This window comes from Sporosarcina sp. resist, from assembly GCF_014302295.1.
Lineage (GTDB): Bacteria > Bacillota > Bacilli > Bacillales_A > Planococcaceae > Sporosarcina > Sporosarcina psychrophila.
The window spans coordinates 1,573,274-1,598,778 of sequence record NZ_CP060287.1 but is presented as its reverse complement, the minus strand read 5'-3'; the positions used below and the strand labels follow the sequence as shown (position 1 = coordinate 1,598,778).

Below are 25,505 nucleotides of genomic sequence, written 5' to 3'. Positions count from 1 at the left end.
CTACCTCCTCATATGAGACTATGTTCAATGAAATAGAACAAAAATCCTTGTTATACTAAACTGCCCTGTTAGTTAAACAAGACGGGGATTTTTACCGCGTATAATGTTCTCTAAAAATTAATTTATACTTCGGCTTAAAATCAATTTCAATTGTTTGTGTGATGAAATCGTCATTCAGAAGCATTAACAGTACACTTGATAGGTCTTTTTTATCTGCTGTTATTTCAAATTTATCAACTCGCTTTAAATCCATGAGTGATATCAATTGATTGGAAGCCCGTTGGGTTACTTGTATTTTTACTTCACCGTAAGAAGGAGAAAGTGTAACAATGAAGTCTTCCTCCCCATTAGAAAATCGATATGTTGCTCTATTATAAAAAAAATCTAATGAAGTGGTATCTAACAATGTAGGTTCACACTCAAACAACGAAAGTAAATCGTTTTCTTCTGGATATCCATGCACTTATAATCGTCACCTTTCTACTCCATATTTAACATTTCCTTATTCCAGTAACCTGCCCCGTTAGTAAAATCACTTATTATGTCTATAATTCTATTAAATCGGCAATAATCCCTTTAATCTTACTTTTTAGGGGGAATGGAATTGTTACTGTCAAAAGCATGGTCTTCGTTTGAAGCTGATAAACGAATAGAGGGTTTTGCGCCACAAACATTGAAGGCCTCTCAGTTACAGTCTTTGCTACTAATTGGTTATTTTAAGGATGTAGAGATGGAATTTCTTGATACAAATCAACTGAAGGAATATCTTGCTATATCGGGCAAGCATTTAAAACCAGCCAGTCTTTCACATCGTATCCGCTTTATGAAATCGTTTTTTCGTTGGTCTCATGAAGAAGGATACATGAGTAAGAATCCAACTTCCAGGATTAAAGAACCCAAAGTAGGTAAGCGGATACCAAAGTATTTAACCGAACGGGAGATTGAACACCTTCGTGAATCCTGTCATTCCCCAATGGAAAAAGCGATTTTTGAATTCATGTTTTCTACCGGTTGTCGAATTGGAGAAATAGTTGCGATAGAAAAGAACCATATTAATTGGTCTAATCAATCTGCGATCGTAAGAGGAAAAGGGGATAAGGAAAGGGAAATTTATTTTAATACACGTTGCGACATATGGCTTAAACGCTATATTGAAAGCCGTAATGACAATAATTTTGCTATCTTCGTGACAGCAAGGCAGCCACATAAAATGAGTGTCGCCCAAATGCGATACATCATCAAGCGGATTTCAAATCCTGCTGAAATCAATAAAGGGATTCATCCACACCACTTTAGACATAGCTATGCAACTCATTTGTTGAATAATGGAGCTCCTAATGAAGTCATACAAAGTCTTATGGGGCATGAGAAAAGTGAAACTACAAGGATATACGCTCAATTAAGCGGAAGGTTAAGGAAAGAGTATTATCAGAAGTACTTTTAAATGTAAAAGGAGCAACGTCTTAAAAGACGTTGCTCTACTTGACTAAAGCACTCCGTTAGTGCAATAAGCGACATTAAAATAAATCACCCATACTTGCTACTATTCCAATAAATGAAAGGGCGAACACTAACAATATCAATAAAATTATAATAGGGGCTATCTTCTTCAGAAAGCCTTCTTCTTTGTTTTTAAACGCCGAATAGCTAAGTGTCAGACTAAGAACACCCGCGATAATGGAAGTGAAAAATAATATTTTTAGAAGTACAACCAGCGAGCCTTCAGGCTCTTTTGGTGCAATTGCATAAGAAGTAAGAATAGTTATTGCACAAATAATACTTAATACGGCAGACCACTTGCTATATTTTTGATTCATTGTGTTCCCCCTAATTTTCTAAATCAAACCATTTATTTGATTTCAGTATCTTAATTAATATGAAAGTCTTTTGAACTAAACTGCCCCGTTAGGCATACATGTAGCGCAAAATCAGCGCTACACCACAGAGGATGAAAATGTGTACAGAACAGGTATTGGATACTACGGCTGGCGAAGAAGGTCGATGAACTATGGTGCCATTGAGCCCATCCTTTAATCTGACTCCAACGACCACGGTGCATAACAGACTGTCGCACTCTATACGAGTAGCACTCACGGGAGATTAGTCCTACTCTGGTTATTGCACAAGCTTGCATTTATTCTATGAAGAATGGAGTTGGTTATTGATTAAATTTTAACTTAATATAAACATTTTGAAGGCTTAGCCTTATTTTTAAAAATTTTTCTGAGCGTTTTTTAATTTTCATGAGAGTTGAACAACTAGGTTCCCAACACACCAATAGAAAGTGTATCAAAAAAGCAAAACGAAAAATCGTTTTGCTTTTTTGATATTAGACCGTCTTGTATTTTGTAAGCATTGAAATAGCTGTGCCAATAAGCGAACCAATTATAATGCTAATAAACATAAAGAAAAAACTCATTGATGCCCAGCCGTTGTCCATTTTGAAAAAGCTTACGACAGCGATTACAAACGATATTCCTGTTAATAAAACGCTATGTATCCAATACTTGGGATAACTCTTTTTTCGAAGAATAGATGATGAAATGGTAACTATGATGATTGTAACTAAAGTTATATAAAGAAAAATTCGCAATAATTTTCTCTCCCTCAGGAATTATTTGAACGTAAAATTCCCTATTATCCCTTTAATATACATTAAAATCGTAATGAATTAAAATAATATCCGATAAATCATAATTAATAGTAAATAATACAATGAAAAATGACCCGTTAGCCATACATGTATTGCAAAATAAACGCTACACCACAGTGAATGAAAAGGTGAAGTTCTTATTGAACTAAACTGCTTCGTTAGTATAATTATGTCATCAAATTAATTTCGTTAAATTCTACCGACGATAGCATAGAGAAATGCAATAAATAAAACGCCTAATGAAATGGAAAGTAACGAGATATACTTAATAAACCCTTTTTCTTTCTTAAAGAAAGCAACGATACCAAGTATTATGCCTGTTAAATAGACACCAAATCCAATGAATATTCCCCACCAACCCAAAATAGTAATATTAATCGGTGGGAAAGTCATATATGCAACAAAAATTCCAACGACAACTAAAATGATGGAATACTCACTAAACTTACTTTCCATTTTTTCGCCCCATTTCGTTCTATCTATTTGTTCACCCTATTTAGTCTTTTAATTATTCAACTAACCTCCCCGTTAGTCTGACTCCAACGACCATGGTGCATCACAGACTGTCGCACTCTATACGAGTAGCACTCATGGGAGATTAATCCTACTCTGGTTATTGCACCAGCCTTACCTATATTCTCTGAAGAATGGAGTTGATTCTGATTTACCTATCATCTCAATATAATCATTCTGAAGGCTCAGCGTTTTTTAATTTTCATGGGAGTTGAGTATTATCTTCTTATTACCAATAGTGTTTTCTCGAATATTGAGATGTTATTGATATCAATGTTATTAAGGTTGATAGTTTGGTCAAAATCATAATTTCTTTCTTCTTCCTCTTCTCCAACCCAACAAGTATATAACTCGCAATAATCTCCTTCTTCAATGTATCCATTTAAAAGGTCACATAATGCAAGGAAACTCTCTTTTGCTTCTTTGTTACTTTTTTAAAGTAAGGGTCTTGGTTGTCAGCATCACTGGGTTCTCTTGATAGAACTTTATAATTACTTCACAATTTGCCAATGCTAAGTGTTCTGTAAGCATTCGTGCAAATTCACCGAGTATTTTTCTATGTCCATCTTTAACAGATTCATCAGAGAAATATGTAGCAGAGAAATAGTTTGCACGCTGGTCATCTTCTTCATAAATTAAATATGGAATTTCAAAATCATCAAATGTGGCAGGTCGAACTTCATCTAAAATGGCTAAAGAATAATGTTGACCGCTAACACGAACATCCCGCACTTCAAAGTCCCCTAATCTAATTTTACGTCCCCTTTTAATTTATTTGACTGAGATCAACCTACAAACCACCGAATTGAAAGCTGAACGACCTTGCATACGCCATGCACACCAGGTTAACATAACACTCATTCACGGAAGTAGTTGACTCCATTACTAAATAAGAAAAACTGCCATGTAAAGGCAGCCGATTGTGGAAAATGGTTTATTGTCGTCTCACCCAAAAATTCACGACCACCGAGAAAACAACTCGATTTCATAGTGTTTTAAATCAGCTTTAGACAATTTAGCTTTTAAATACTTTTCAACTTCAGGTATATCATTTTTATCATATACATCTATCGATATAACCGGATCAGTATCACCAATTGAATAACTTTGTACTTCATACGTATCCCATAATGAGTTCATAACCTGCTCTGTACTATATGGCTTTTGTTGCGTGTACCAAAATACCACAGACATTACAATAACACTCGTTAAAATTAGTGCTCCGAATTTTCTTTTAACACCCATTTTTTCACCTCCATCATTTGTTTATCACAATCTTGCCCGTTAGCCATACATGTAGCGCAAAGTCAGCGCTACACCACTAGAGGATGAAAATATATTCAGAACGAGTATTGGATACTACGGCTGGCGAAGAAGGTCGATGAACTATGGTGCCATAAATCCCATCCGTTAGTCTGACTCCAACGACCACGGTGCATCACAGACTGTCGCACTCTATACGAGTAGCACACATGGGAGATTAATCCTACTCTGGTTATTACACCAGCCTGCCTTTATTCTATGAAGAATGGAGTTGGTTCTTGATTAACTTTCAACTTAATATAATCATTTTGAAGGCTCAGCCTTTTTTTAAAAAAACTTTTTCTGAGCTTTTTTTGTTATGTTATTTTATTGACTTTGAGAGTTCTTTAATTTTCATGGGAGGATACCAAGAATGACTTTCTCAATTAAGTTAATTTAATAAGCAAATCAAACTTAATGACTATAATTATGGCAACTAAAAATAATACCCCTTCGCTAGTAGTTAGAATATATTGTTTGGGGTTCTGCGAATATTTACACTCAAAAAATGCCCTTACTGCGTAATCTAATACAATGTAGAAAAACGATGCAATTAGTAACAGGTTTATCGAATAATCTTCAATTATGATTAAGCTATTGAAAACGATAAGTGCAATCATAGAAGTAATTCTGATAGTCCAATCAACTTTTCCATGCAATTCGTTGATGTGATTGTAAGAAAAAATGGTTTTTTTCTCCTTCTCGATTTTGAGTATTTTTCTCAAAAGGAGCTTAACTATTGAATTTAAAACAAACACAATAAATACAAAAAATAAAAATTTTATCCAAATCATACAATACCCCCTTATTTAAATATACTGTCCCGTTAGCCATACATGTAGCGCAAAATCAGCGCTACACCATAGAGGATGAAAATATATGCAGAATGGGTATTGGATACTACGACTGGCGAAGAAGGTCGATGAACTATGGTGCCATAGAGCCCCATCCGTTAGTCTGACTCCAACAACCACGGTGTATCACAGACTGTCGCACCCAATACGGGTAGCACTTATGGGAGATTAATCCTACTTTGGTTATTGCACCAGCCTGCCTTTATTCTAGGAAGAATGGAGTTGGTTACTGATTAACTTTCAAATTAATATAATCATTTTGAAGGCTCAGCTTTTTTAAAAAAACTTTTTCTGTTTTTTTTGTTATGCCATTTTATAGATTTTGAGCGTTTTTTAATTTTCATGGGAGTTTAATAAGCGTTCAAGGCATTTACTCAATCAACTTTACTTTTCATACTTTTTATTTAACTCTTCCTTTATATACGATGCCATTTCAATTGGAATTTCAATAACATCTTGAATTAACACTTCCCCCTTTTCAGACGTAACAGGCATTAAGTGTACAAGCAACGTTTTACCATTATCAAAAGTGACTAAAGTAAAACTGTTTATTTCTGCACTACTAGTTGCAGTGCTTCTCACAGTTTCATACATCTCGTTTATACTATCTTCATCGTACCCTTCTTGTACTAAGGATTGAAACTGTGCGTAATTATCTTCAAGTGCATATTGTTTCATTAAAGAAGAAGTATTTAAAGGACTATATGGCTCCCAAGCCTTATTATCATCCTCACTACATCCAGTTAGGAATATTGTAAGAAACAGCAATAAAAGGACACATGATTTATTCATATATACACCCCTTAAGTATTATTCAACTATCCTGACCTTCAATTCTCCCCACAATTTCGATTGTAATTAAACATTCTGGCCCGATTGTTGAACACAAGTTAAACAACACTCTTCAACTAACCTGCTGCGTTAGATCAATAAGAAAAAAGCTTCCTAAGAAGCCCCTGTTGTTCAACTAAGCACCCGTTAGTTCAACAGGTACGAACTTTCATTATGTAGTAAACAATGTTCCACTTAATGCTTCAATATACCTTTTTGCAGACTTTTGTACAGATTCATTTGCATCTTCTTTTATAATTCGATGAAAAGCGTCATACAGTCTATCAAACTTCAATCCTTTTACCAAGGAGGAAATTTCTTGAACTTTAGATGCGGGCAGTGGAATGAAGTTAGGATAACTATACATAAAACTTACCCATTGACGGTCAGCAACCACTCGGATAACATCACCCGTTAGTAAAATCCCTTGTTGATTGTTGCCGTCTTTCCATTCCAAAACAGCTCCACCTCTAAAGTGTCCTCCTAAACGATGTAGAACGATTCCTTTATGTAATTCAAGAGAGTCTCCTGACCAAAATATGATTTTATCACTTGGTCTCATAACCCATTCTTTGTCATCCTCATGGATATAAATAGGTACATCAAATGCTTCTGCCCATTCCACTTGAGTTGAATAATAGTGAGGATGAGATAATGCTACGGCTTGTATGCCTCCTAATTTATCGATATACTCAATTGTTTGTTTATCCAAAAACGCAATACAATCCCATAAGACATTGAATCCTACAGTTTGGATTAAATAAGCTGTTTGCCCAATTGCAAAATTGGGTTTTGTAGCAATACTGTACAAACCATTTGCTTCTAAAAGAATTTCATTTATAAATTCTTTCGATTGTTGCATATTATCTAAAGTTGTCCAGGATTGACCAAAAGAACTAACATATTGTCTCCCCTCTGTACAAATTAGGCATTGTTCAGGCACATCAATTGAACTTTCATATTGAACCCCGCAAGTTTTGCAAATATATTTATTCAAGACCAAACACCCTTCCTGAACTTATCTTAACATTCAATGATATTTAATAATAGAGAATTATTCGGATATAACAGACCCACTCTCGTATCAACCTAAGTAAATCCATTGAAACCAATATTACTATCAATAACATATTAGCAAAAAAGTTAATAATTTTGGCTTATTTTATAATTTTCTACTTAAACTAACCTCCCCGATAGACATACATGTAGCGCAATATCATCGCTACACCACAGAGGATGAAAATGTGTACAGAACGGGTATAGATTGGGACGGCTGGCGAAGAAGGTCGATGAACTATGGTGCCATTGAGGCCATCCGTTAAGTCTGACTCCAACGACCTCGGTGCATCACAGACTGTCGCACTCTATACGAGTAGCACTCAGGGGAGATTAATCCTACTCTGGTTATTGCACCAGCCTGCCTTTATTCTAGGAAGAATGGAGTTGGTTACTGATTAACTTTCAACTTAATATAATCATTTTGAAGGCTCAGTTTTTTTATGCCATTTTATAGATTTTGAACGTTTTTTAATTTTCATGGGAGTTGAACAAGGAACTCGATCACTGAACGGGTTTGTATAGGCCATGCACAGCAGGTTAACATAACGCCGGTTCACGGCAGTAGTTAACTCCATTGCGCAATAAGGAAAAGCTGCTCTGAAAAGGCAACCGATTCTTGTTTAACTAAAGCACCCGTTAGTTGAAGAAGGACGAAGTTATTATTTTTTTCTGAGGTTATCTTTACAAGAAAAAAAGAAATTACTAAAGAGATGAATCCAAAAATAAAGATTTTTATCCAAGATATTTCTAAATTGAATGGAGATATTTCCTCCATATTTAGAGTGTATAAAGACCACCATTCATCCCCTGTGGTAAAAATAACAGAAGCAATCAACCAAGTACCAAATAACATACCAGCATTTACAAGACAAAGGATTATTTTCAAGTTTCTCTCCCCAATTTAGCCACTTTACTTTGAATTCATTTTATCATTTTTTTGAACTAACCTGCCCCGTTAGTTCAATAAGAAAAAAGAGCTACTTTAGCAACTCGATGATCTTCAACTAAAGCAACCCGTTAGCTTAATAAACGCCTACTGATGCTATCATTGCTATGCCCCACATAATAAGAGTAAAAGATATTGTAAGCCAAGCAGTATTGACCGTAGTTTTTTCTTCGTTTTTCACCTTTTTTAATATAGAAACCAAATTCAAACAAAATATAACGCACAAGATAGGCATTAAAAGCCATCCTATTATGTATAGAAAAACAAAAATCATATTCCCCATATTTTCACTCCTTTGTAGTTGTTTATCATTCTTCAACTAAACTGCCCTTTAGTTCAATAAGAAATGAGCCTCCCAAGCAGCTCAAGAATCTTCAAGTAAAGCCCCCCTTAGCTTAAAATGTGTAAATGGCAATAAAAAATAAAAATGCTGCTGCAAGGATAAAAAATATCGCACTTGTTTTCTTTTTTGCTTGTAGTTCCGAAACCCCCGTAACCAATATAAACACACCTAAGAACAATATCATATAGGGCATAAACTCAAAGTTTTTAGTAATTAGACCATAACCTGCTAATGCTATAACAATAACTGATAAGATAACTTTTAATATTTTCAATATTTCCATCTCCCCTATTAAGTCCCTGTACAATTTCTTGTTTAATCATATCATTTTGAACTCTTTTTTTTTTATAAAAATGGAATCCCTTATTGAACTAACCTGCCCCGTTAGTTTAAGAAGAACTTTTTAGTCAGAGATAATGATTACACTTTCTGCAACTTGCTTTTGGTCAGTAGAATTTGGGTTTTCAATTAAATCAAAGGATACTTTTTGACCTTGTTTAAGGAATTTGAATCCATTCGAAAATCTTTCTTTATCAGGTAAAATCGAACTGAAATGAACAAAAACATGATTTCCATCCTCACCGTCAAGCATAATACGACCATAACCCTTTTCTTCTTTAAACCATTTAACAATTCCCTCTCGTTTCATATCTGTTCGACCTCCAATTCATTTTTTACTTAACTAAACTGCTCCTTTAGTTGAACAAGAAAAAAGAGCCGTCTAAGCAGCTCAACGCTCTTCAAGTAAACCAGCTAATAGGATGTCAATATTTTTCTCTAAAATAATTATTAACCCTATGTTATACTATTTTGAGCATGCCAAACAGCCCTCCAAAAACCTTTTGGAAGATTTTCTCTCTCATTATTAAAACTGTTAATTAAGCTATATCAAGGAAAGATTCTTTTCTGTTTAATAATGCATAAATCCAATGAAGTAATTTATTAATACAGGCTACAATCGCTACTTTGGCAGGCTTTCCTTCTGACTTTTTCTTATCATAGAATTCTTTAAGCTTTTTGTTCCTTGAACTTCTTATTCCACATAATACGGCTAGATACAAGGCGTGACGCAGTCTGCTTGAACCTCTTTTAGTCATACGGTTGGTTGTTGCTGTGAACTTTCCTGATGAGTAAACTCTGGGATCTACTCCTGCAAAGGCAACCAGTTTTTTCGGATGACTAAACCGATCGATTTCACCAATTTCGGAGATAATCGTTGCAGCGATTTTTTCTCCTATTCCAGGAATCGATTGGACAATCTTGTAGTCTTCTAGCTCATTTGCCAAGGTCACAATACGATTCTCTAAAATTGAAAGGTGTCCTTGGTACTGAAAAAGCATCTCAATATACATTTGAAGATTGATTAAGTGACTTTGATACACGACTTTTTGAAATGGATTTCGCATTGCGGCATCCATTATTTTTTTTGCCTTTTCTCTTGCCCATTGGACAGAACGACTAGGGCAGAACTCTGCAACACGTACGGCTATTTTACTTTCCCCAGCTGATAAGACGGCTTCTGAAGTCGGAAATTCCACTAACATCAATAAAGAAACCTTTGAATATAGATCACCAAAAACCTTCCGATATTCAGGAAATACTTGATCTAAAATAGTATGAAACTGAAGTTTTGCTTCTACATACATATTCGTAACGATCTCCTGTTGTCTTGAAAGATTTCGAAGGTCTAAAAGCTGTAGCCCTCTGTTTTTATGAGGTTCAAAATCTTCTTTGTAATAAAGTACACACAACTGATACGCATCGATTGCGTCCGTTTTCACCTTTCTTAAACTGGACTTCTTAGCCTGATAAGAAATTATAGGGTTAAGCAAGATATATATAACATCATGTTCCTCCATGAATTGAACAACGGGGGTATGATAATGACCAGTGGATTCTAGAATGACCATAGGCATTTGTCCTGTCATCTTTTCTATCTCTTTTAAAAATCCAATAAAGCGATGTAATTCCTCTCTGGTATGCTTCACAGAAAAGCTCTTTCCAAACGGTTTTGATTTATCTAAGAATGCCTGAACTTGGCTTTCTCCTTTTGCCACATCCAGGCCAACTACTGGATTCATTTTTATTCCTCCTCTAATTTCTACTTGCCAGTACCCCTAATCCTTCTTGTAGTGTCATAGCTTCGCTTGTTATACGAGATCTACGTCCCAACCAGCCTCAAACATGTTTCTACAAGTAGGGGGTGGACAGTTTACTTGACGGGATCAATGCCCCACGCACCCGTACGTCCTACCCTGGCTACTGATATATTAAATCCAATTAAAAAAAGGTCAACCAGTAAAAACTGGTTAACCTTATAATACGAAGCACCCGTTAGTTTAAGATTTCTTCACAAACTTTCATATATCGTTTCACACTGTGTTACAACTAAACACCCCCTTAGATAAAAAATTCAAAGAGGATAAAACAGTACAACTTTATGTTAACTGCTTTTTCTTCATTCTTGTGCCCAGTATGATAAGGGCGACATAGATTACGATGGCAATCGAATCTATAATCGCATCCTTAAGCCCTGAAGCGTCAAAGAATGCCGTCACACCAAGAATAGCCATCAATCGGACGATCAAAATCGCTACAATCAACCATGCTGAAAAACGGATTTTTGATTGATCAGTTTGGAATGACATGAAGATGAAAGCAATGCCAAAGACCAGATTCTCCACCGTGATGATGTGCCAGACATACGTGAATATTGTCTGGACGCCCACGGATATCGTTTCAATGTTGAGCGTGGGTAGCACGGCGGACTGCCCGTTCCATGCGTGCGTAAAGGCAAACAGTATCGCAAGGACTCCTGCAATCAGATAATAAAAATTCGTTATCTTGATGTTCATCACAACCTTCCTTAGAAATTCCTAGTTCCTTCTTTCTCTTTCTTTATTATTCTAATGTATTTTTTAGATTTGATTTTAAGAACGGACTTTGTCATTTAATAACACAAACCTGCCTCGTTATAAAAGAAGACCTTCACATTGACTATCTCCTTGATTAAGTAGTCGAGTAGAAGAGAACCTCTCTACCTTGCGGTAGATTGTGTTCCTCCCCCCTCACAGAACCGTGCTTGCGCTATTCACGCACACGGCTCCTCCTAGTCACCATTCACAAAATGTAGCTAATCTTCTATCGCTCAGATTTTGCTAATTCTGCTATCCTTACTAGTTTTGTTTCCATTTAGTATCCCTACCTCTGTGTTTAGTAAATGTGTCCCTAGTAAGGGTGATAACTTGGTAGCAGCCTTTCCTCCATCGGCATTACCCAACTTCATTGGTACTACGCTGCTATCCGACTCCCTACAACGGTATTTGGCTTCCTTGCTTATTATCGCTTGTACACCATACTCTTCTATCTGCAGAAAAGACCGGTAGGGTCTCCCGAGTTGCCGTATCCTATCAATGTGTGACGTGCCAAGGTCTCTGACTCCAGAGAGGTTTTATCCTTCTTGCCTCTAACGGAGGATGAAATGTAGCTTTCTGCCGCAGGCAAGGCATCAGCCCTCTCGATTTACTAACATTATGGAGCTCAATCCCTTCAACCAGTTGGCTTTCGGCCCACCACCTAACTGTCTACGCTTAAAGGCTACTGTTACCAGTAGCCCTCCAAGACTCGCTACGAGTGAATGGCTAGTTCATTCCGAAGGGAATCCCCCCCGCTATATGACACGACCTTGGCTCAGCCGCACAAGCACCCGTTAGTTTAAGTATTATTCTTCACAAACTATCGGCTGGTTTAATTCAACAATAAGAGTGTCACTTTTGGTTGTAATTAAGACATATTACAATTTTGACATTTCCGCAATATGAACACCCCTTATTCGGCATTATGGTCCGTTTGTTGAACAAAGGTTAAACAATACTCTTAAACTAACCTGCCCCTTTACTTTAATACGTTTGAAACGAATTAAAGTTCCAATTTTGATTATATTTTCCATATGAAAATTTCAAAAGTCCATTTTTTCTTATTGAACTAAACTGCCCCTTTAGTTGAATAAGAAAAAAGAGCTGCCCAAGCAACCCCATGATCTTTAACTAAGCACCCGTTAGTTGAAGAATATCTTTATGAATTTGTAGTAAATTTTAAATGTTTATCACCTAAGATAATAATGTTTATATTCCATCTTGGGTGCATTACTAAATTATTGTTTTCATCAAATTCTAAAGCCATATGAATTTCATCATCTTCAGCTGTAAGAATAGCCATTCTTTTATTTTCAATATCTATATACGGTTTTAAACTTTCTACCATTTCTATTTTCCAATCAAAAAAGTTCATTATTACACCTCCATTTTTCATAACTATATCAATATTTCCTATAAAAATATTTTAGCCAGGTCTTATTGAACTAACCTGCCCTGTTAGTTGAACAAGGAATGTATATTGCATGCACACGAGGTTGACATAACGCCAATTCACGGAAGTAGTTACCTCCATTACGCAATAAGAAAAATACTTTACTCAATAAGAAATAGTCCGCAGTAGACACCTACTGCGGACTATTTCTTAGGTTTATCATTACATCATATTTGGAATAAATACTTTCATGAATAGGAAGTAGCCTAGAGCACCAACGACTAAGGCAATAAGTATTATTACAATCGGTAAAGATTTAGTTTTCATAGTTTCCCACCTCACCTAAATTTTAACAGGGAAGGTTCTGTATTGATACTTTATTGTTAAGATTGACTATGCTGGCGGGTTAGTTGAAGAAAGAATTCGAACGCTGAACGAGTTTGTATGCTGCATGCACTGTAGGTTTACATAACACCGATTCACGGAAGTAGTTAACTCCATTACGCAATAACAAAAGCTGCGCTGTAAAGGCAGCCGATTTTTAAATTAAACCCGTTAGTTTAAGTGAATCTTTTCACATTTTTAAAAGCTTATTTAGTACAGGAGCTATTTCTTATTCTGCCTCAGCTCCATTTGAATACAGTTCTTTCTCTACTTGTATCCATGCTTTTAAACCACTTCTTTCTGGGTATGATTCGATATAATGCTTGTTCTCTTCTAATAAATCAATAGCCTTTGCTGTTAAACGAGCAGGATTTAAAGAAAACCTTTCATTCACTCTCAATACTCTTTCTACATATCCTTTTTGTTCAAGGAAAAGGATGAAATTCTCAAACTCTATTTGAGTTAATCCATAATCAGATGCACTAGGGGTAAAAGCTTTCTCGTGGATTTCTTTTAAAACACTATAACCTACTCTCATCTATACAAGCCCCCTTAGAACAATAATTTCTGTAAAAAATGCGTTAATCCTTCTTAAATCAACGCACACAGTTAGCTTAGCAAGAAACATTATTAAGTTCCTTAAGTAAAAACTCCATAATCTTTTTAGCAACGGGATTCACTCCATGAGATCCCACAAAATAGCGATTCGATTACTGAGTGGGCTTGTATCCTCTATACACAGCAGGTTTACATAACGTCAGTTCACGGAAGTAGTTAACTCCATTACGCAATAAGAAAAAGCCACCCTGTGAAGGCAGCCGATTGTGAAAGTGGTAGTTATGACTTTTGAATAAAATAAGGTCCAAGCCCTGTTTCATGCGTTATAATAAATGTCCAATTATTTTCCGAATCCATAACATAGATGTCACTGAAATTAAGATCCCAGCGATCGTATGGCAAATCTTTCACTTTAAGATTTATAGCATTTTGAACTAAAAACGCTTCATTCGTGAATTCATAAAAGATTGTGCATTGATTCTTTTTTTGCCTTTCAAATGCTTTTATGGCCACTTCCTTTTCGAGGCATTCCGTTTTTTCATAACTACAAAGGTGCCATAAAAATGAATTCAAATATATTTCTTTTTGTTTCTCTTTTGTTAGATGACCAGCAAAGTTTTCAAGCCACTCACCTCGTAAATAGCGTCCCCACTTCGGTATTTCCAACACCTTTAATTCTTTATTTTGCATTCACTTTAACCTCTCTCGCAAATATCAAATGCTAATTACCAAGCTTGCCCAATTTTAGACCTTCTTGTATTTCTTGTTCACCTAATGCACCTTAATATATATTTTTTCATCTAAGTACTCTCAATCCTGGGATAGGTACATCAAATTACTTAAACTTAAATTAGAAATATCAAACCCAGAATTTATTACATTTAACATTTTTTCGTAATCTTCTACCTCTAAATCTAACGGAAACTCCTCAAATAACTCTGGATTAACAGTATAATTTACTTTCAATGCACAAAAGTCTTTTCTATCCACTAAACCACACGCAAATTCCCGGAAAATTTCTTGATCATCTTCGTTTAAAGTTTCGTCTGACAATACATCAATTTTAATTAGATTTCGATACTCTTCAATATCTTCTAGATCTATATATTTATATGGATCTAATTTCATTTCCTCTTTACCTAATGGTCTTCTTAAATCTTCAATAATTAAATATCCCATAGATAAACCACTTTTAAATAATAAATAGATCTCCAAGTCTCTCAATCTAATTTCTCTATTATATGAAATCATAATACACCCCCTATGTTAACTTATTATATTTCATGGAAGGCTTTAAACAGTCTTGTATGCTACATGCACACCAGGTTAACATAACGTCACTTCACGGAAGTAGTTAACCCCATTACTCAATAAGAAAAAGCCACCCTGTGAAGGCAGCCGATTGTTCAACTAAAGCACCCGTTAGTTAAATAATCCCTGCTCTTTCCATTGGTCGAAATACTTTTGATAACCCATTTCTTCAGCAGTCATAGTGTATTGAGTAGATTCCAATTTAAAAGTATGAGAACCTGACAAGGCTTCATAGGTCGGATTCTCTTCTACATCCCCGAAAAGCGTTTCGAATGTATTCACATCCCCTGATATTATCGTTCCATTCTCGTAGGTTTCAAAAAGAATGAAATCAACCTCTCCCTGTTCTGTATCCTCTTTAAACATTAAACCTGCTTCTTTTAATGACAAATATAATTGTTTCATACTCCACCTCTGCTCTCACTAAAAAGTTAATTACCTTGTTCAACTAACCTGCTTCGTTAGTTCAATAAGAAAAAGAGCTCCCTTAGAAGCCCCTATACTTCAACTAAAGCACCCGTTAGTTGAAGTGAAAAAACTCACAATTCGACTCTAGAGATTACCCAGCTATCGTCGTCCTGCCTATCGGCTCGATATAATTTTAGAGTACCTTTATACAAATGCCCTTCAACATCTTTTGTAAATTCGATAAACTCGTGTTGTTTTAATTCATGGAAATCGGTATAAATTAATTCAGTTTTATAAATAGGTAATCCAGAAGGTGTCTGTAAATATTCTTCCGTAGTTAAGTAGGAAACACCTTGAGAATCTAAAACTGTTAGAGTTTGAACCTCCCTAGAATGGAAGACGTCATTTAATTCTTTCTCCTGTGTCACTGCATAAGAATTATTTGAAAATGAAAAAATACCACAAACCAATGTTGTTAATAGTAAAAATCTTAATTTCTTTTTCATTCATATCCCCCTATCAATAATTGTATATATCAAATATTGTACTCTAATTTTATGAATATTCAACTTAATTTAAGTTTGAAAGTATCTTGATACATAGATTAAAGAATTCCAAAGCGTCGTTTAGGAATTCTTTAAATGTTTGTTGCATTAACCTGCCCCGTTAGTTGAAGAAGGATTATGAAAATCAGATGTTATTAAAGGATAATCATGCCAACTACGATAATTCTTTTCTCTATGGCTATGTTAAAGTTAATGGTTGGTTTTTATAGAAAAATGAGCTTGGAGAAGCATATCCAAATTCATTTTTAACAAAGGACAAGTTGTTAATGTTAATCTAAGTTCTCTTTTTCTATTTCTACACTTTGTTTTACCACAAAGGCATAGTTATAGTCTTCCTCATAGTGTTCCAGTTCTCCCCACGCCCATTCACCATTGTAAGCTCCCAGGTAGATTAATTCTCCATTGCGGATAATGACTTCAATCCCATGCTCTGGTTCCCACTCGCAGCCTCCTATTAAATGGACAACTGGTACCGAATTATCCTCTGGCTCATCCAAGCATAGAGCCAAATTCTACATACTGAAGGATGTCCCTCATCTTTTCAATTTTAGGAGGCACTTGTCCAACCATTTCACAGAAGTCTTCGGAGTAAGTGATGGCTGCTTTGCATATAACTTCTATAAGGTTATCATCTATACTACTGAGAGACTTTGCACATAAATTGACATACTCAACGCTCACATCTTCTTCAATCCACACTTCTAAGTACTTATCAAATAATTTAGAACGGACGGTTCCACTCATACCATGTTCTTCTTTGGATAGGTCTTCTATCACTTTCATCAACTCCTTTTCATTTCTTTCATGCATCATTATTTAAATATTGATAAAGTGAAGTCATACTATTTACTCCGATAAACTTCGGGTACGTCTAGTACTACGTAGCTTATTACCTTGCCCCTACTACTATCTCGTAACACCACTTCATAATATGGCTAAGTATGACTTTTCTTATTGAACTAACCTGCTACTTTAGTTCAATAAGAAAAAAAGCTTTACTCCTTCTTGTTGTAAAGCACCCGTTAGCTTAATAACTGACTGCTGCTAGCACTGCAATGCTCCACATAATAAGAGTAAACGATATTGTAAGCCAAAAAGTATTGACCGTAGTTTTTTCATCGTGTTTTACCTTTTTCAATATAGAAACCAAATTCAAACAAAATATAACGCACATGATAGGCATTAAAAAGACTCCTATTAATTGAAAAACAATCATATTCTCACTCCTTTGTAGTTGTTTCATTGTTCAACTAACCTGCTTCTAGCTTAAAAAGTATAAATGGCGACAAAAAATAAAAATGCTGCTGCAAGGATAGAAGATATCGCATTAGTTTTCCGTTTTGCTTGTAGTTCCGCAACTCCGGTAACCAACATAAGTACGCCTAGGAAAAACATCATATATGACATAAACTCAAAGTTTTTAGTAATTAGACTATAACCTGCTAGTGCCATAACAATAACCGATAAGATAATTCTTAGTATTTTCAACATATACCTTTGCCCCCATTAAATTCCTACACAAGTTCTTATTTAACCGTATCATATTGAACTCTATTTTTGTTTAAAAAATGGAACTCCTTGTTAACTAACCTGCCCCGTTAGTTCAATAAGAAAAAGAGACCTCTAAGAAGCCCCTGTTGTTCAAATAAAGCACCCGTTAGTGAAAAATAATTATAATTTCACTGTCCAAATTTTATAGATAATTTGACCGTTCATTTCTGTTTTTTCTGTACAGACATCGATTTGCATATTGTTATAAACAGCCCATTGAGGAAAAAGAGATGCTAAATATTTAATTACCTTTTCATCAGGTGTTGCATATCCTACATTATTTTTATTACCTAAATAGGCAACAAAATCTGGATATAATGCTTCTGTCCATTCTTTAACTTCAAACTCCGAATCAAAAATACGGTTATCCTCTTGATGGCTTCCATTTATCCATTTAACATTCTCCATTGAATCCACCTCATTTCCAAGTTTCTCAACCTCTATTATACTAAACTGCCCCTTTAGTAAAACAGCCGCGTTATTTCAACAAGAGAATGAGATGAAAAGTCATTATTAATTTTTTAATCCTCTTTCTCCTAACCCTTTTTCAATCCTTTTTCTATCAACATCTTCTACCCAATCATAGTATTTCTCATAAAGTGGACGTATCTGGTCTGCTTCACGGGCTATGACTTCGCACCCTCGGTCGTCGTAAACAAAGAAAATAATGTCTTTTGTGATGTTCACAAAGAAAACATCGGGATAATCAATGGAGTATCCCCCAAACTTAGGTGTCAAAGGAAAATCCTCATTAGTCGCTGCCTTAAGTAATTCATTCACACGTATGTCCTCCCGTTTACACAGCAAGGAAAATTGTTGCATCTCAAAATCTTCTGCTTCGTCCAACTCGAAGGGATAAGGATAGGTTTTCACCTGAATTCGATTCAAATTATTTTTACATTTCAGAAACGGTTGGTATACCTTCAGTTTTCTTGTACGTTTCTCTTTCGTTTTGTGCTTATATACATTCGTTACAAGAAACAAGTCGTCATTTTGCTCAAATAATTCGTTGAATATTGTGGATGTCTGCTTATATACTAGACAAAATCGCTCAAGATTGAGTTCATCATTTTCTTTGAATTGATAGATTTCCGCACCAAGTGAAAAATGGATGCCAATGTCCCATTGATAATAAACGCTTGGGAATAATTCGACAGTTGGAAACCTTTCTTTAAGATAGTCCATTATGTTCATTTACTCATTCTCGCTTTCGTTTATATCAAATTCAAAATATCCAAATTGATAATAATTATCGCATTTCACCTTGAACTAAACTGCCCCGTTAGTTCAAGAAGAACAAAGAGCTGCATTTGCAACTCAATGATTTTCGACTAAATCACCCGTTAGTTTAAGAAGGACTACAATAATTTCTCCATAATAAGTTCGTCATATGGAAGGTCTTGAAATAAGCGTTCTCCCACAATTTCATATCCTTTTTCTCCATACATTTTGGGTAAATAAGGATGAGTTTTAGCTACCGTTAACCTAACTCTTTTTTCTCCCATCTCTGAAAGTTTACATTCCCCGTACTTCATTAACTTTGTTGCAATGCCCTTCCCCTTGTAAGATGACTTAACAGCCAATCTACTTAGTACATAACACTGCCACTCTTCACTGTATTTAAACCGTATAGTAGCAATGATGTTGTTTGTGCGTTTTTCTTTCCCTGTGTATATGATCATGTTGTTGATCCATTCTCTAACTTCTTCAGCCTCAACCTTGGATGCACTTGAAGGAAACCCTAATTTCTCATTTTCTGAGTATGCGTTATGAAAAATTCCCACTAATTTTTCAGCATCAGCATGTTTTGCCCTTTCAATAATCAGTTCCATTTGAACCCTCCAATAAAAAGTATTTCTTGTTCAGCTAACCTGCCCCGTTAGCCATACATGTAGCGCAAAATCAGCGCTACACCACAGAGAATGAAAATGTGTGCAGAACGGGTATTGGATACTACGGCTGGCGAACAAGGTCGATGAACTATGGTGCCATAGAGCCATCCGTTAGTCTGACTCCAACGACCACGGTGCATCACAGACTGTCGCACCCAATACGGGTAGCACTTATGGGAGATTAATCCTACTCTGGTTACTGCACCAGCCTTGCCTATATTCTAGGAAGAATGGAGTTGGTTCCTGATTTATTCTTAAAGCTCAGCCTTTTTTTAAAAAAGCTTTTTCTGAGTTTTTTTTGTTATGCAGTTTTATAGATTTTGAGCGTTTTTTAATTTTCATGGGAGTTTAAGAACGGAATAATCAGTCGCTTGGTATAGTCTAACATATTTACAAATATTGGTGCAGAGAGATGATATAGAAGATTGGTATCTGCATAACAGCCTTGTGATTTATGATTTCATATTGCCCAAAGAATCCTAAGAACCAGTAGCAGGCGGTAGAGTCATCTCGCCATCGCTTATCTATGTGTGAAGGCATAACAAAAGGACTTACATATATGAAGTTTAATCATAAACGCAAGTCCTATTCTTATTGAACTAAACCAGCTAATAGGATGTCAATATTTTTCTCTAAAATAATTATTAACCCTATGTTATACTATTTTGAGCATGCCAAACAGCCCTCCAAAAACCTTTTGGAAGATTTTCTCTCTCATTATTAAAACTGTTAATTAAGCTATATCAAGGAAAGATTCTTTTCTGTTTAATAATGCATAAATCCAATGAAGTAATTTATTAATACAGGCTACAATCGCTACTTTGGCAGGCTTTCCTTCTGACTTTTTCTTATCATAGAATTCTTTAAGCTTTTTGTTCCTTGAACTTCTTATTCCACATAATACGGCTAGATACAAGGCGTGACGCAGTCTGCTTGAACCTCTTTTAGTCATACGGTTGGTTGTTGCTGTGAACTTTCCTGATGAGTAAACTCTGGGATCTACTCCTGCAAAGGCAACCAGTTTTTTCGGATGACTAAACCGATCGATTTCACCAATTTCGGAGATAATCGTTGCAGCGATTTTTTCTCCTATTCCAGGAATCGATTGGACAATCTTGTAGTCTTCTAGCTCATTTGCCAAGGTCACAATACGATTCTCTAAAATTGAAAGGTGTCCTTGGTACTGAAAAAGCATCTCAATATACATTTGAAGATTGATTAAGTGACTTTGATACACGACTTTTTGAAATGGATTTCGCATTGCGGCATCCATTATTTTTTTTGCCTTTTCTCTTGCCCATTGGACAGAACGACTAGGGCAGAACTCTGCAACACGCACGGCTATTTTACTTTCCCCAGCTGATAAGACGGCTTCTGAAGTCGGAAATTCCTCTAACATCAATAAAGAAACCTTTGAATATAGATCACCAAAAACCTTCCGATATTCAGGAAATACTTGATCTAAAATAGTATGAAACTGAAGTTTTGCTTCTACATACATATTCGTAACGATCTCCTGTTGTCTTGAAAGATTTCGAAGGTCTAAAAGCTGAAGCCCTCTGTTTTTATGAGGTTCAAAATCTTCTTTGTAATAAAGTACACACAACTGATACGCATCGATTGCGTCCGTTTTCACCTTTCTTAAACTGGACTTCTTAGCCTGATAAGAAATTATAGGGTTAAGCAAGATATATAGAACATCATGTTCCTCCATGAATTGAACAACGGGGGTATGATAATGACCAGTGGATTCTAGAATGACCATAGGCATTTGTCCTGTCATCTTTTCTATCTCTTTTAAAAATCCAATAAAGCGATGTAATTCCTCTCTGGTATGCTTCACAGAAAAGCTCTTTCCAAACGGTTTTGATTTACCTAAGAATGCCTGAACTTGGCTTTCTCCTTTTGCCACATCCAGGCCAACTACTGGATTCATTTTTATTCCTCCTCTAATTTCTACTTGCCAGTACCCCTAATCCTTCTTGTAGTGTCATAGCTTCGCTTGTTATACGAGATCTACGTCCCAACCACCAACCAGCCTCAAACATGTTTCTACAAGTAGGGGGTGGACAGTTTACTTGACGGGATCAATGCCCCACGCACCCGTACGTCCTACCCTGGCTACTGATATATTAAATCCAATTAAAAAAAGGTCAACCAGTAAAAACTGGTTAACCTTATAATACGAAAGCACCCGTTAGTTTAATAAGAATGAATGGATTTAAACTTTCTGCCAATAAAGTTAGCAGGTACGGGGGTGAGTTCTAATTCTCTTGACCAAACAGAGAGTTGACCAATGTGGTGAATCTCATGAGCAATTATATGATGTAATATTTCTTCAACAGTATATTTATCTTCATCCCAAGGGACACATATAACTTTCTCTTTTAATTCATCTAAATTTATTTTTAGAAATTCAGCAATTTCATTTCGGAATCTAACTGAAAGAGATTTAACCTTCTCAGGCGTATCATAATCAGCAAATTCAACTACTACGTCTTCTTTGCCTTGAATACCACGAAGCCAACTATATTCAACATCAATAATGTGAAAAAGGGTGTATAAAATACTTCCTACTCCTCCAGTTCGATCTTTTATCAACTCTTCATTTGATAGTGGATTACACCATTCAAACCATTCGTCTCTTACTTGCCAGTTATATTCAAAAAAATTTATCAATGTAAACACTCACATATATAATTGTTTATGAAGGCTCAGCCTTTTTTAAAAAAAGCTTTTTCTGAGTCTCTTTTGTTATGCTATTTTATAGCTTTTGAGCGTTTTTTAATTTTCATGGGAGTTCAACAAGGAAATCCTTTAATCGAAAAACTCCATATGTGCTTTTCCCTTTTTATAATAATCTATTCTATCTTGTAAAGTGCCTGTATGAAACTCAAACTTATGACCATCTGGGTCAGTAAAATAAATAGACTTCTTATCTCTTTCATCTCTTTGACGACCTGACAAGATGTTTACATTCAATTCTTTTAGTTTCTCGTACATTTTATCAAATTCAGCTTCTTCAATTGAAAAAGCTATATGTGTGTATGATTGGCTTATTTCATTACGAGGTATATCTTTCTCTACATTGAGGGCAAGCCACATACCATTTAAATCAAAGTAGGCAGTGCTTCTACCTTTTACTAACAATTTAGCTTCTAATACATTTTTATAAAAATCAATAGAATGTTGTAAATCAGAAACTGAAAATAAAAAATGATTAAGACATTTTATCGACACCTTTATCACCTCAAATAATTAGTAGCCCTTATTAAACTAAACTGCTTCTTTAGTTCAATAAGAATAAAGAGCTGTCTAGCAGCTCGATGATCTTCAAGTAAAGCACCCGTTAGTTTAAGAAGGAATTATTTAATTTAATATACTTTTGTTTTATGGTGGAACTTCTTACTAATCCAAAAAACAATAAATCCAATTAGTGTTAAAAATGATAAAACACAAACCATACTCAGTAGTGGGTCGATTTTAAAAGCATAAACAAATTTATCGATTTCATAAATTTGTTGTGGTTCAGTAACCTTCTCAGGAGTGAAAACAATGTGATTTTTCCAATCCTCTTCAATCATAATGTATGAACCTGACCAAGAAGTTAGAAAGAAACTATATACAAATGCAAGCAATAGAAAAATGAAAATAATTATTTTTTTCATGTTATTCCCCTTTCAAAAGAAAATTGCACATTCCACAACAATTCTCCATACGAAGTTTGACGATATACATTGGTAAAAGTTTCAAATTAATACATAATTATTCAACTAAACTGCTTCGTTAGCTTAATAAGAAAAGCATTACTGTTGTTCCACTAAAGCACCCGTTAGTTTAAGTGCAATTGTTCACAAACTAATTATCCTTTGCTTTTTCCAAATCACTTTTTAATAAACTGTAAACAATCAAATTATGTAAACACCCATTCAAGTAGTAATTATCACGTAAAATGCCTTCCTTAATGAAGCCAAGTTTTTCGGGTAAAGCCCTGCTTCTTAAATTGTCTTCTGCACAGCTTATTTCAACCCGATTTAGATTTAAGGTTTTAAAGGCATAATTTGTTAACCCCTTTACACATCTTACTACTATGCCTTTCCCTTCAAAATCAGGTGATAACCAATATCCAAAGCTTGTCTTCTTTCCCTTCCAATCTATTTCTGGAAAGGCCAACATTCCTACAAGTTCTCCTTTAAAAAAGATTCCAGCATTAATTGCAGTATTGGATATGTATTTATTTCCCCATTTTTCAATTGAACTTCGAAAATCTTCAACAGTATTTTTACTGTCAACCCAGGGAAGCCATTCTCTTAAAAAAACACGATTCTTATCTACAATTATAAATAGTTCAGTAGCATTTTGCTTGGTCAATAATTTTAGTGTAATATCCTCATCAACAGTAAAGAAAAACATTATTTTCACTCCCTGTAAATCATTAGTTTTATTAAAGCAGATTTTTCCTTATTGTACTAAACTGCCCCTTTAGTTTAAGTACAATTTTTCACAATCTCAAATAAACACTAACATAAATATCCAAACTCCTTTAAGGTGATGTTCAATTAAATGGCCCTTTCATGAAGAAAGACGCTCTTTTCATTTCAGAAAAACTCCCTATTGTTGAAGATTGTTATTAAAAAAACCGTAAACCTTTAGTTGAATAAAAAACACAATATCGAAAAAATTCTTCTACCTTATCGTTCCATTCATCGAATTTTGATTTGCTAATAATTTAAATAAAAAGTTGTTTCATTTAGAGTTCATATCAAAGATTAGACGTGGTAAACTGAATCTATGGTGTAATTTTGAAAGTAGGTTCTTCAATGGAATTTGTCATCTTTTTTATGATTGGAATTATAGGTAATGTTGTCGGTACATTGGTTGGAGGAGGGGGACTGATTAGCTTACCCACTATGTTACTTATGGGGTTACCCGTGCATTCAGCAATCGGTGCAAACAAGGTTTCCAATACTGTCAGTTCACTCTCAAGCTTTCTTGTCATATTAAAGAGAAAAGAAGTTTCCTCGAAAGAAGCATTATTAGTCCTAATGTTTTGTCTTGGAGGAGGTATTTTAGGTGGACTCATTGCTTCCTTTTTAAGCGGAAGTACCCTAACGATTATTGCAATCATTTTATTAAGCTTTGCATTTGTAACTTCCTTCATGAATACAGGTAATTTTGATGGAACTGAACAGTTTCATGCAAATAAAAAATCAGGAACTGCACTAATTGGTATAGGAATGTATGACGGAATGTTTGGGCCAGGAAGCAGTACACTTGCGATGTATTTATATGCAAGCCAAAAAATTGCCTATATCCGAGCAATTGGCTTAGCAAGAGTTGGGGTTTTTGCAAGTTGCTTTGGTTCTGCCATCACTTACATATCAACGGGTAAAATTTTCTGGCCACTTACCATAGCATTAATGCTTGGATCCATTATTGGTGCACAGTTCGGAGTAAGATTAGCTCATAAATTAAAAACGGAACATGTAAAACCACTTCTTAGATTAGTAACAGTTCTATTAATCTTACAAATGATTGTAGATTACTTTAATTTTTAAAAGTATCTTTTTTTGAAGATACTAATTGAATTACAATTCTAACCAGGCAAACAAGACGTCCATCACATTTTTGGATCGACGCCTCCTCCTTGATTTAAGATAATATTTAAAGGGGTTCTAAAAAAAAATTAAAATTCTATTCAATTTGTTCTTCAACTATCCTGCCCCGTTAGATCAAGAAGAAAAAAGGCTTTACTCCTTCTTGAAGTAAAGCACCCGTTAGTTAAATAATCCCTGCTCTTTCCATTGGTCGAAATACTTTTGATAACCCATTTCTTCAGCAGTCATAGTGTATTGAGTAGATTCCAATTTAAAAGTATGAGAACCTGACAAGGCTTCATAGGTCGGATTCTCTTCTACATCCCCGAAAAGCGTTTCGAATGTATTCACATCCCCTGATATTATCGTAGGTTTCAAAAAGAATGAAATCAACCTCTCCCTGTTCTGTATCCTCTTTAAACATTAAAC

Annotated in this window: 34 protein-coding genes; 2 read left to right on the top strand and 32 right to left on the bottom strand. The window is 35.1% G+C overall.

Annotated elements, in window-relative coordinates; translation table 11 throughout:
- Positions 1 to 91: 91 nt before the first annotated feature.
- Positions 92 to 463: a hypothetical protein gene (locus H7992_RS08130; protein WP_187047236.1), complete on the bottom strand. Its 372-nt coding sequence runs from the start codon at positions 461 to 463 to the stop codon at positions 92 to 94.
- A 141-nt stretch (positions 464 to 604) separates the two neighbouring features.
- On the opposite strand from H7992_RS08130, the gene H7992_RS08125 reads away from it, so the two are divergent.
- Complete coding sequence (locus tag H7992_RS08125; protein WP_187047235.1) at positions 605 to 1,444, top strand: tyrosine-type recombinase/integrase; 840 nt, start codon at positions 605 to 607, stop codon at positions 1,442 to 1,444.
- 73 nt (positions 1,445 to 1,517) lie between these two features.
- Here the strand turns inward: H7992_RS08125 and H7992_RS08120 are convergent, their stop codons facing one another.
- The 30 genes from H7992_RS08120 to H7992_RS07975 all read right to left on the bottom strand — a co-directional run bounded on the left by H7992_RS08120 (position 1,518) and on the right by H7992_RS07975 (position 23,892).
- Positions 1,518 to 1,817 (bottom strand): hypothetical protein, encoded by a 300-nt coding sequence (locus H7992_RS08120; RefSeq protein ID WP_187047234.1) that lies wholly within the window; start codon positions 1,815 to 1,817, stop codon positions 1,518 to 1,520.
- Between the two features lie 1,025 nt (positions 1,818 to 2,842).
- Positions 2,843 to 3,109, bottom strand: a complete 267-nt coding sequence (locus H7992_RS08115; protein ID WP_187047233.1) for a hypothetical protein — start codon at positions 3,107 to 3,109, stop codon at positions 2,843 to 2,845.
- A 483-nt stretch (positions 3,110 to 3,592) separates the two neighbouring features.
- Positions 3,593 to 3,898: a hypothetical protein gene (locus H7992_RS08110; RefSeq protein WP_187047232.1), complete on the bottom strand. Its 306-nt coding sequence runs from the start codon at positions 3,896 to 3,898 to the stop codon at positions 3,593 to 3,595.
- A gap of 225 nt (positions 3,899 to 4,123) precedes the next feature.
- Positions 4,124 to 4,411 (bottom strand): YolC/YozM family protein, encoded by a 288-nt coding sequence (locus H7992_RS08105; protein ID WP_187047231.1) that lies wholly within the window; start codon positions 4,409 to 4,411, stop codon positions 4,124 to 4,126.
- Positions 4,412 to 4,854: 443 nt separating this feature from the next.
- Complete coding sequence (locus H7992_RS08100) at positions 4,855 to 5,262, bottom strand: DUF4181 domain-containing protein (protein WP_187047230.1); 408 nt, start codon at positions 5,260 to 5,262, stop codon at positions 4,855 to 4,857.
- Positions 5,263 to 5,706: 444 nt separating this feature from the next.
- Complete coding sequence (locus H7992_RS08095; protein ID WP_187047229.1) at positions 5,707 to 6,114, bottom strand: hypothetical protein; 408 nt, start codon at positions 6,112 to 6,114, stop codon at positions 5,707 to 5,709.
- Positions 6,115 to 6,325: 211 nt separating this feature from the next.
- Positions 6,326 to 7,150: an MBL fold metallo-hydrolase gene (locus tag H7992_RS08090; protein ID WP_187047228.1), complete on the bottom strand. Its 825-nt coding sequence runs from the start codon at positions 7,148 to 7,150 to the stop codon at positions 6,326 to 6,328.
- 627 nt (positions 7,151 to 7,777) lie between these two features.
- Entirely contained in the window at positions 7,778 to 8,098 is a 321-nt protein-coding gene (locus H7992_RS08085) for a hypothetical protein (RefSeq protein ID WP_187047227.1), read from the bottom strand.
- A gap of 136 nt (positions 8,099 to 8,234) precedes the next feature.
- A complete protein-coding gene (locus tag H7992_RS08080; RefSeq protein ID WP_187047226.1) occupies positions 8,235 to 8,441 on the bottom strand; it encodes a hypothetical protein in 207 nt (68 codons plus the stop codon).
- A 112-nt stretch (positions 8,442 to 8,553) separates the two neighbouring features.
- A complete protein-coding gene (locus tag H7992_RS08075) occupies positions 8,554 to 8,784 on the bottom strand; it encodes a DUF3953 domain-containing protein (RefSeq protein ID WP_255428622.1) in 231 nt (76 codons plus the stop codon).
- Positions 8,785 to 8,904: 120 nt separating this feature from the next.
- A complete protein-coding gene (locus H7992_RS08070) occupies positions 8,905 to 9,150 on the bottom strand; it encodes a cold-shock protein (protein ID WP_187047224.1) in 246 nt (81 codons plus the stop codon).
- A gap of 229 nt (positions 9,151 to 9,379) precedes the next feature.
- The gene (locus H7992_RS08065; RefSeq protein WP_187047223.1) at positions 9,380 to 10,582 is read right to left on the bottom strand and encodes an IS110 family RNA-guided transposase; all 1,203 of its coding nucleotides are present in this window, start codon (positions 10,580 to 10,582) and stop codon (positions 9,380 to 9,382) included.
- 357 nt (positions 10,583 to 10,939) lie between these two features.
- Positions 10,940 to 11,356: a hypothetical protein gene (locus H7992_RS08060; RefSeq protein ID WP_187047222.1), complete on the bottom strand. Its 417-nt coding sequence runs from the start codon at positions 11,354 to 11,356 to the stop codon at positions 10,940 to 10,942.
- A 1,219-nt stretch (positions 11,357 to 12,575) separates the two neighbouring features.
- Positions 12,576 to 12,791: a hypothetical protein gene (locus tag H7992_RS08055; protein ID WP_187047221.1), complete on the bottom strand. Its 216-nt coding sequence runs from the start codon at positions 12,789 to 12,791 to the stop codon at positions 12,576 to 12,578.
- Between the two features lie 631 nt (positions 12,792 to 13,422).
- Positions 13,423 to 13,731 carry a hypothetical protein gene (locus tag H7992_RS08050; protein WP_187047220.1) on the bottom strand — a complete coding sequence of 103 codons (309 nt, stop codon included), beginning with the start codon at positions 13,729 to 13,731 and terminating at the stop codon, positions 13,423 to 13,425.
- 299 nt (positions 13,732 to 14,030) lie between these two features.
- Positions 14,031 to 14,441: a DUF4275 family protein gene (locus H7992_RS08045; protein ID WP_187047219.1), complete on the bottom strand. Its 411-nt coding sequence runs from the start codon at positions 14,439 to 14,441 to the stop codon at positions 14,031 to 14,033.
- A 120-nt stretch (positions 14,442 to 14,561) separates the two neighbouring features.
- Complete coding sequence (locus H7992_RS08040; RefSeq protein ID WP_187047218.1) at positions 14,562 to 15,002, bottom strand: hypothetical protein; 441 nt, start codon at positions 15,000 to 15,002, stop codon at positions 14,562 to 14,564.
- A 171-nt stretch (positions 15,003 to 15,173) separates the two neighbouring features.
- Positions 15,174 to 15,467 carry a hypothetical protein gene (locus H7992_RS08035; RefSeq protein ID WP_187047217.1) on the bottom strand — a complete coding sequence of 98 codons (294 nt, stop codon included), beginning with the start codon at positions 15,465 to 15,467 and terminating at the stop codon, positions 15,174 to 15,176.
- A 134-nt stretch (positions 15,468 to 15,601) separates the two neighbouring features.
- Complete coding sequence (locus tag H7992_RS08030; protein WP_187047216.1) at positions 15,602 to 15,976, bottom strand: hypothetical protein; 375 nt, start codon at positions 15,974 to 15,976, stop codon at positions 15,602 to 15,604.
- Positions 15,977 to 16,305: 329 nt separating this feature from the next.
- Positions 16,306 to 16,533 (bottom strand): DUF6985 domain-containing protein, encoded by a 228-nt coding sequence (locus tag H7992_RS08025; RefSeq protein WP_187047215.1) that lies wholly within the window; start codon positions 16,531 to 16,533, stop codon positions 16,306 to 16,308.
- Positions 16,526 to 16,813: a DUF6985 domain-containing protein gene (locus H7992_RS08020; RefSeq protein WP_187047214.1), complete on the bottom strand. Its 288-nt coding sequence runs from the start codon at positions 16,811 to 16,813 to the stop codon at positions 16,526 to 16,528. Before H7992_RS08020 ends, H7992_RS08025 begins: the two co-directional genes overlap by 8 nt.
- A gap of 489 nt (positions 16,814 to 17,302) precedes the next feature.
- On the bottom strand, positions 17,303 to 17,527 hold the full coding sequence (locus H7992_RS08015; RefSeq protein ID WP_187047213.1) for a DUF3953 domain-containing protein: 225 nt from the start codon (positions 17,525 to 17,527) through the stop codon (positions 17,303 to 17,305).
- A gap of 180 nt (positions 17,528 to 17,707) precedes the next feature.
- Entirely contained in the window at positions 17,708 to 17,995 is a 288-nt protein-coding gene (locus tag H7992_RS08010) for a hypothetical protein (protein WP_187047212.1), read from the bottom strand.
- A gap of 105 nt (positions 17,996 to 18,100) precedes the next feature.
- On the bottom strand, positions 18,101 to 18,781 hold the full coding sequence (locus H7992_RS08005) for a DUF3885 domain-containing protein (RefSeq protein ID WP_187047211.1): 681 nt from the start codon (positions 18,779 to 18,781) through the stop codon (positions 18,101 to 18,103).
- Between the two features lie 164 nt (positions 18,782 to 18,945).
- Positions 18,946 to 19,419, bottom strand: a complete 474-nt coding sequence (locus tag H7992_RS08000) for a GNAT family N-acetyltransferase (RefSeq protein WP_187047210.1) — start codon at positions 19,417 to 19,419, stop codon at positions 18,946 to 18,948.
- A 793-nt stretch (positions 19,420 to 20,212) separates the two neighbouring features.
- Positions 20,213 to 21,415, bottom strand: coding sequence for an IS110 family RNA-guided transposase (locus H7992_RS07995; RefSeq protein WP_187047209.1), 1,203 nt, complete (start codon positions 21,413 to 21,415; stop codon positions 20,213 to 20,215).
- Between the two features lie 266 nt (positions 21,416 to 21,681).
- A complete protein-coding gene (locus H7992_RS07990; protein ID WP_187047208.1) occupies positions 21,682 to 22,158 on the bottom strand; it encodes a DinB family protein in 477 nt (158 codons plus the stop codon).
- Between the two features lie 138 nt (positions 22,159 to 22,296).
- Positions 22,297 to 22,719, bottom strand: a complete 423-nt coding sequence (gene fosM / locus H7992_RS07985; protein WP_187047207.1) for a FosM family fosfomycin resistance protein — start codon at positions 22,717 to 22,719, stop codon at positions 22,297 to 22,299.
- Between the two features lie 134 nt (positions 22,720 to 22,853).
- A complete protein-coding gene (locus H7992_RS07980; protein ID WP_187047206.1) occupies positions 22,854 to 23,147 on the bottom strand; it encodes a DUF4306 domain-containing protein in 294 nt (97 codons plus the stop codon).
- Positions 23,148 to 23,337: 190 nt separating this feature from the next.
- Positions 23,338 to 23,892 carry a GNAT family N-acetyltransferase gene (locus tag H7992_RS07975; RefSeq protein ID WP_187047205.1) on the bottom strand — a complete coding sequence of 185 codons (555 nt, stop codon included), beginning with the start codon at positions 23,890 to 23,892 and terminating at the stop codon, positions 23,338 to 23,340.
- 407 nt (positions 23,893 to 24,299) lie between these two features.
- Between H7992_RS07975 and H7992_RS07970 the strand changes: the two genes are divergently transcribed.
- A complete protein-coding gene (locus tag H7992_RS07970) occupies positions 24,300 to 25,037 on the top strand; it encodes a sulfite exporter TauE/SafE family protein (RefSeq protein WP_187047204.1) in 738 nt (245 codons plus the stop codon).
- A 219-nt stretch (positions 25,038 to 25,256) separates the two neighbouring features.
- Here the strand turns inward: H7992_RS07970 and H7992_RS07965 are convergent, their stop codons facing one another.
- Entirely contained in the window at positions 25,257 to 25,454 is a 198-nt protein-coding gene (locus H7992_RS07965) for a hypothetical protein (RefSeq protein ID WP_255428621.1), read from the bottom strand.
- Positions 25,455 to 25,505 lie beyond the last annotated feature (51 nt).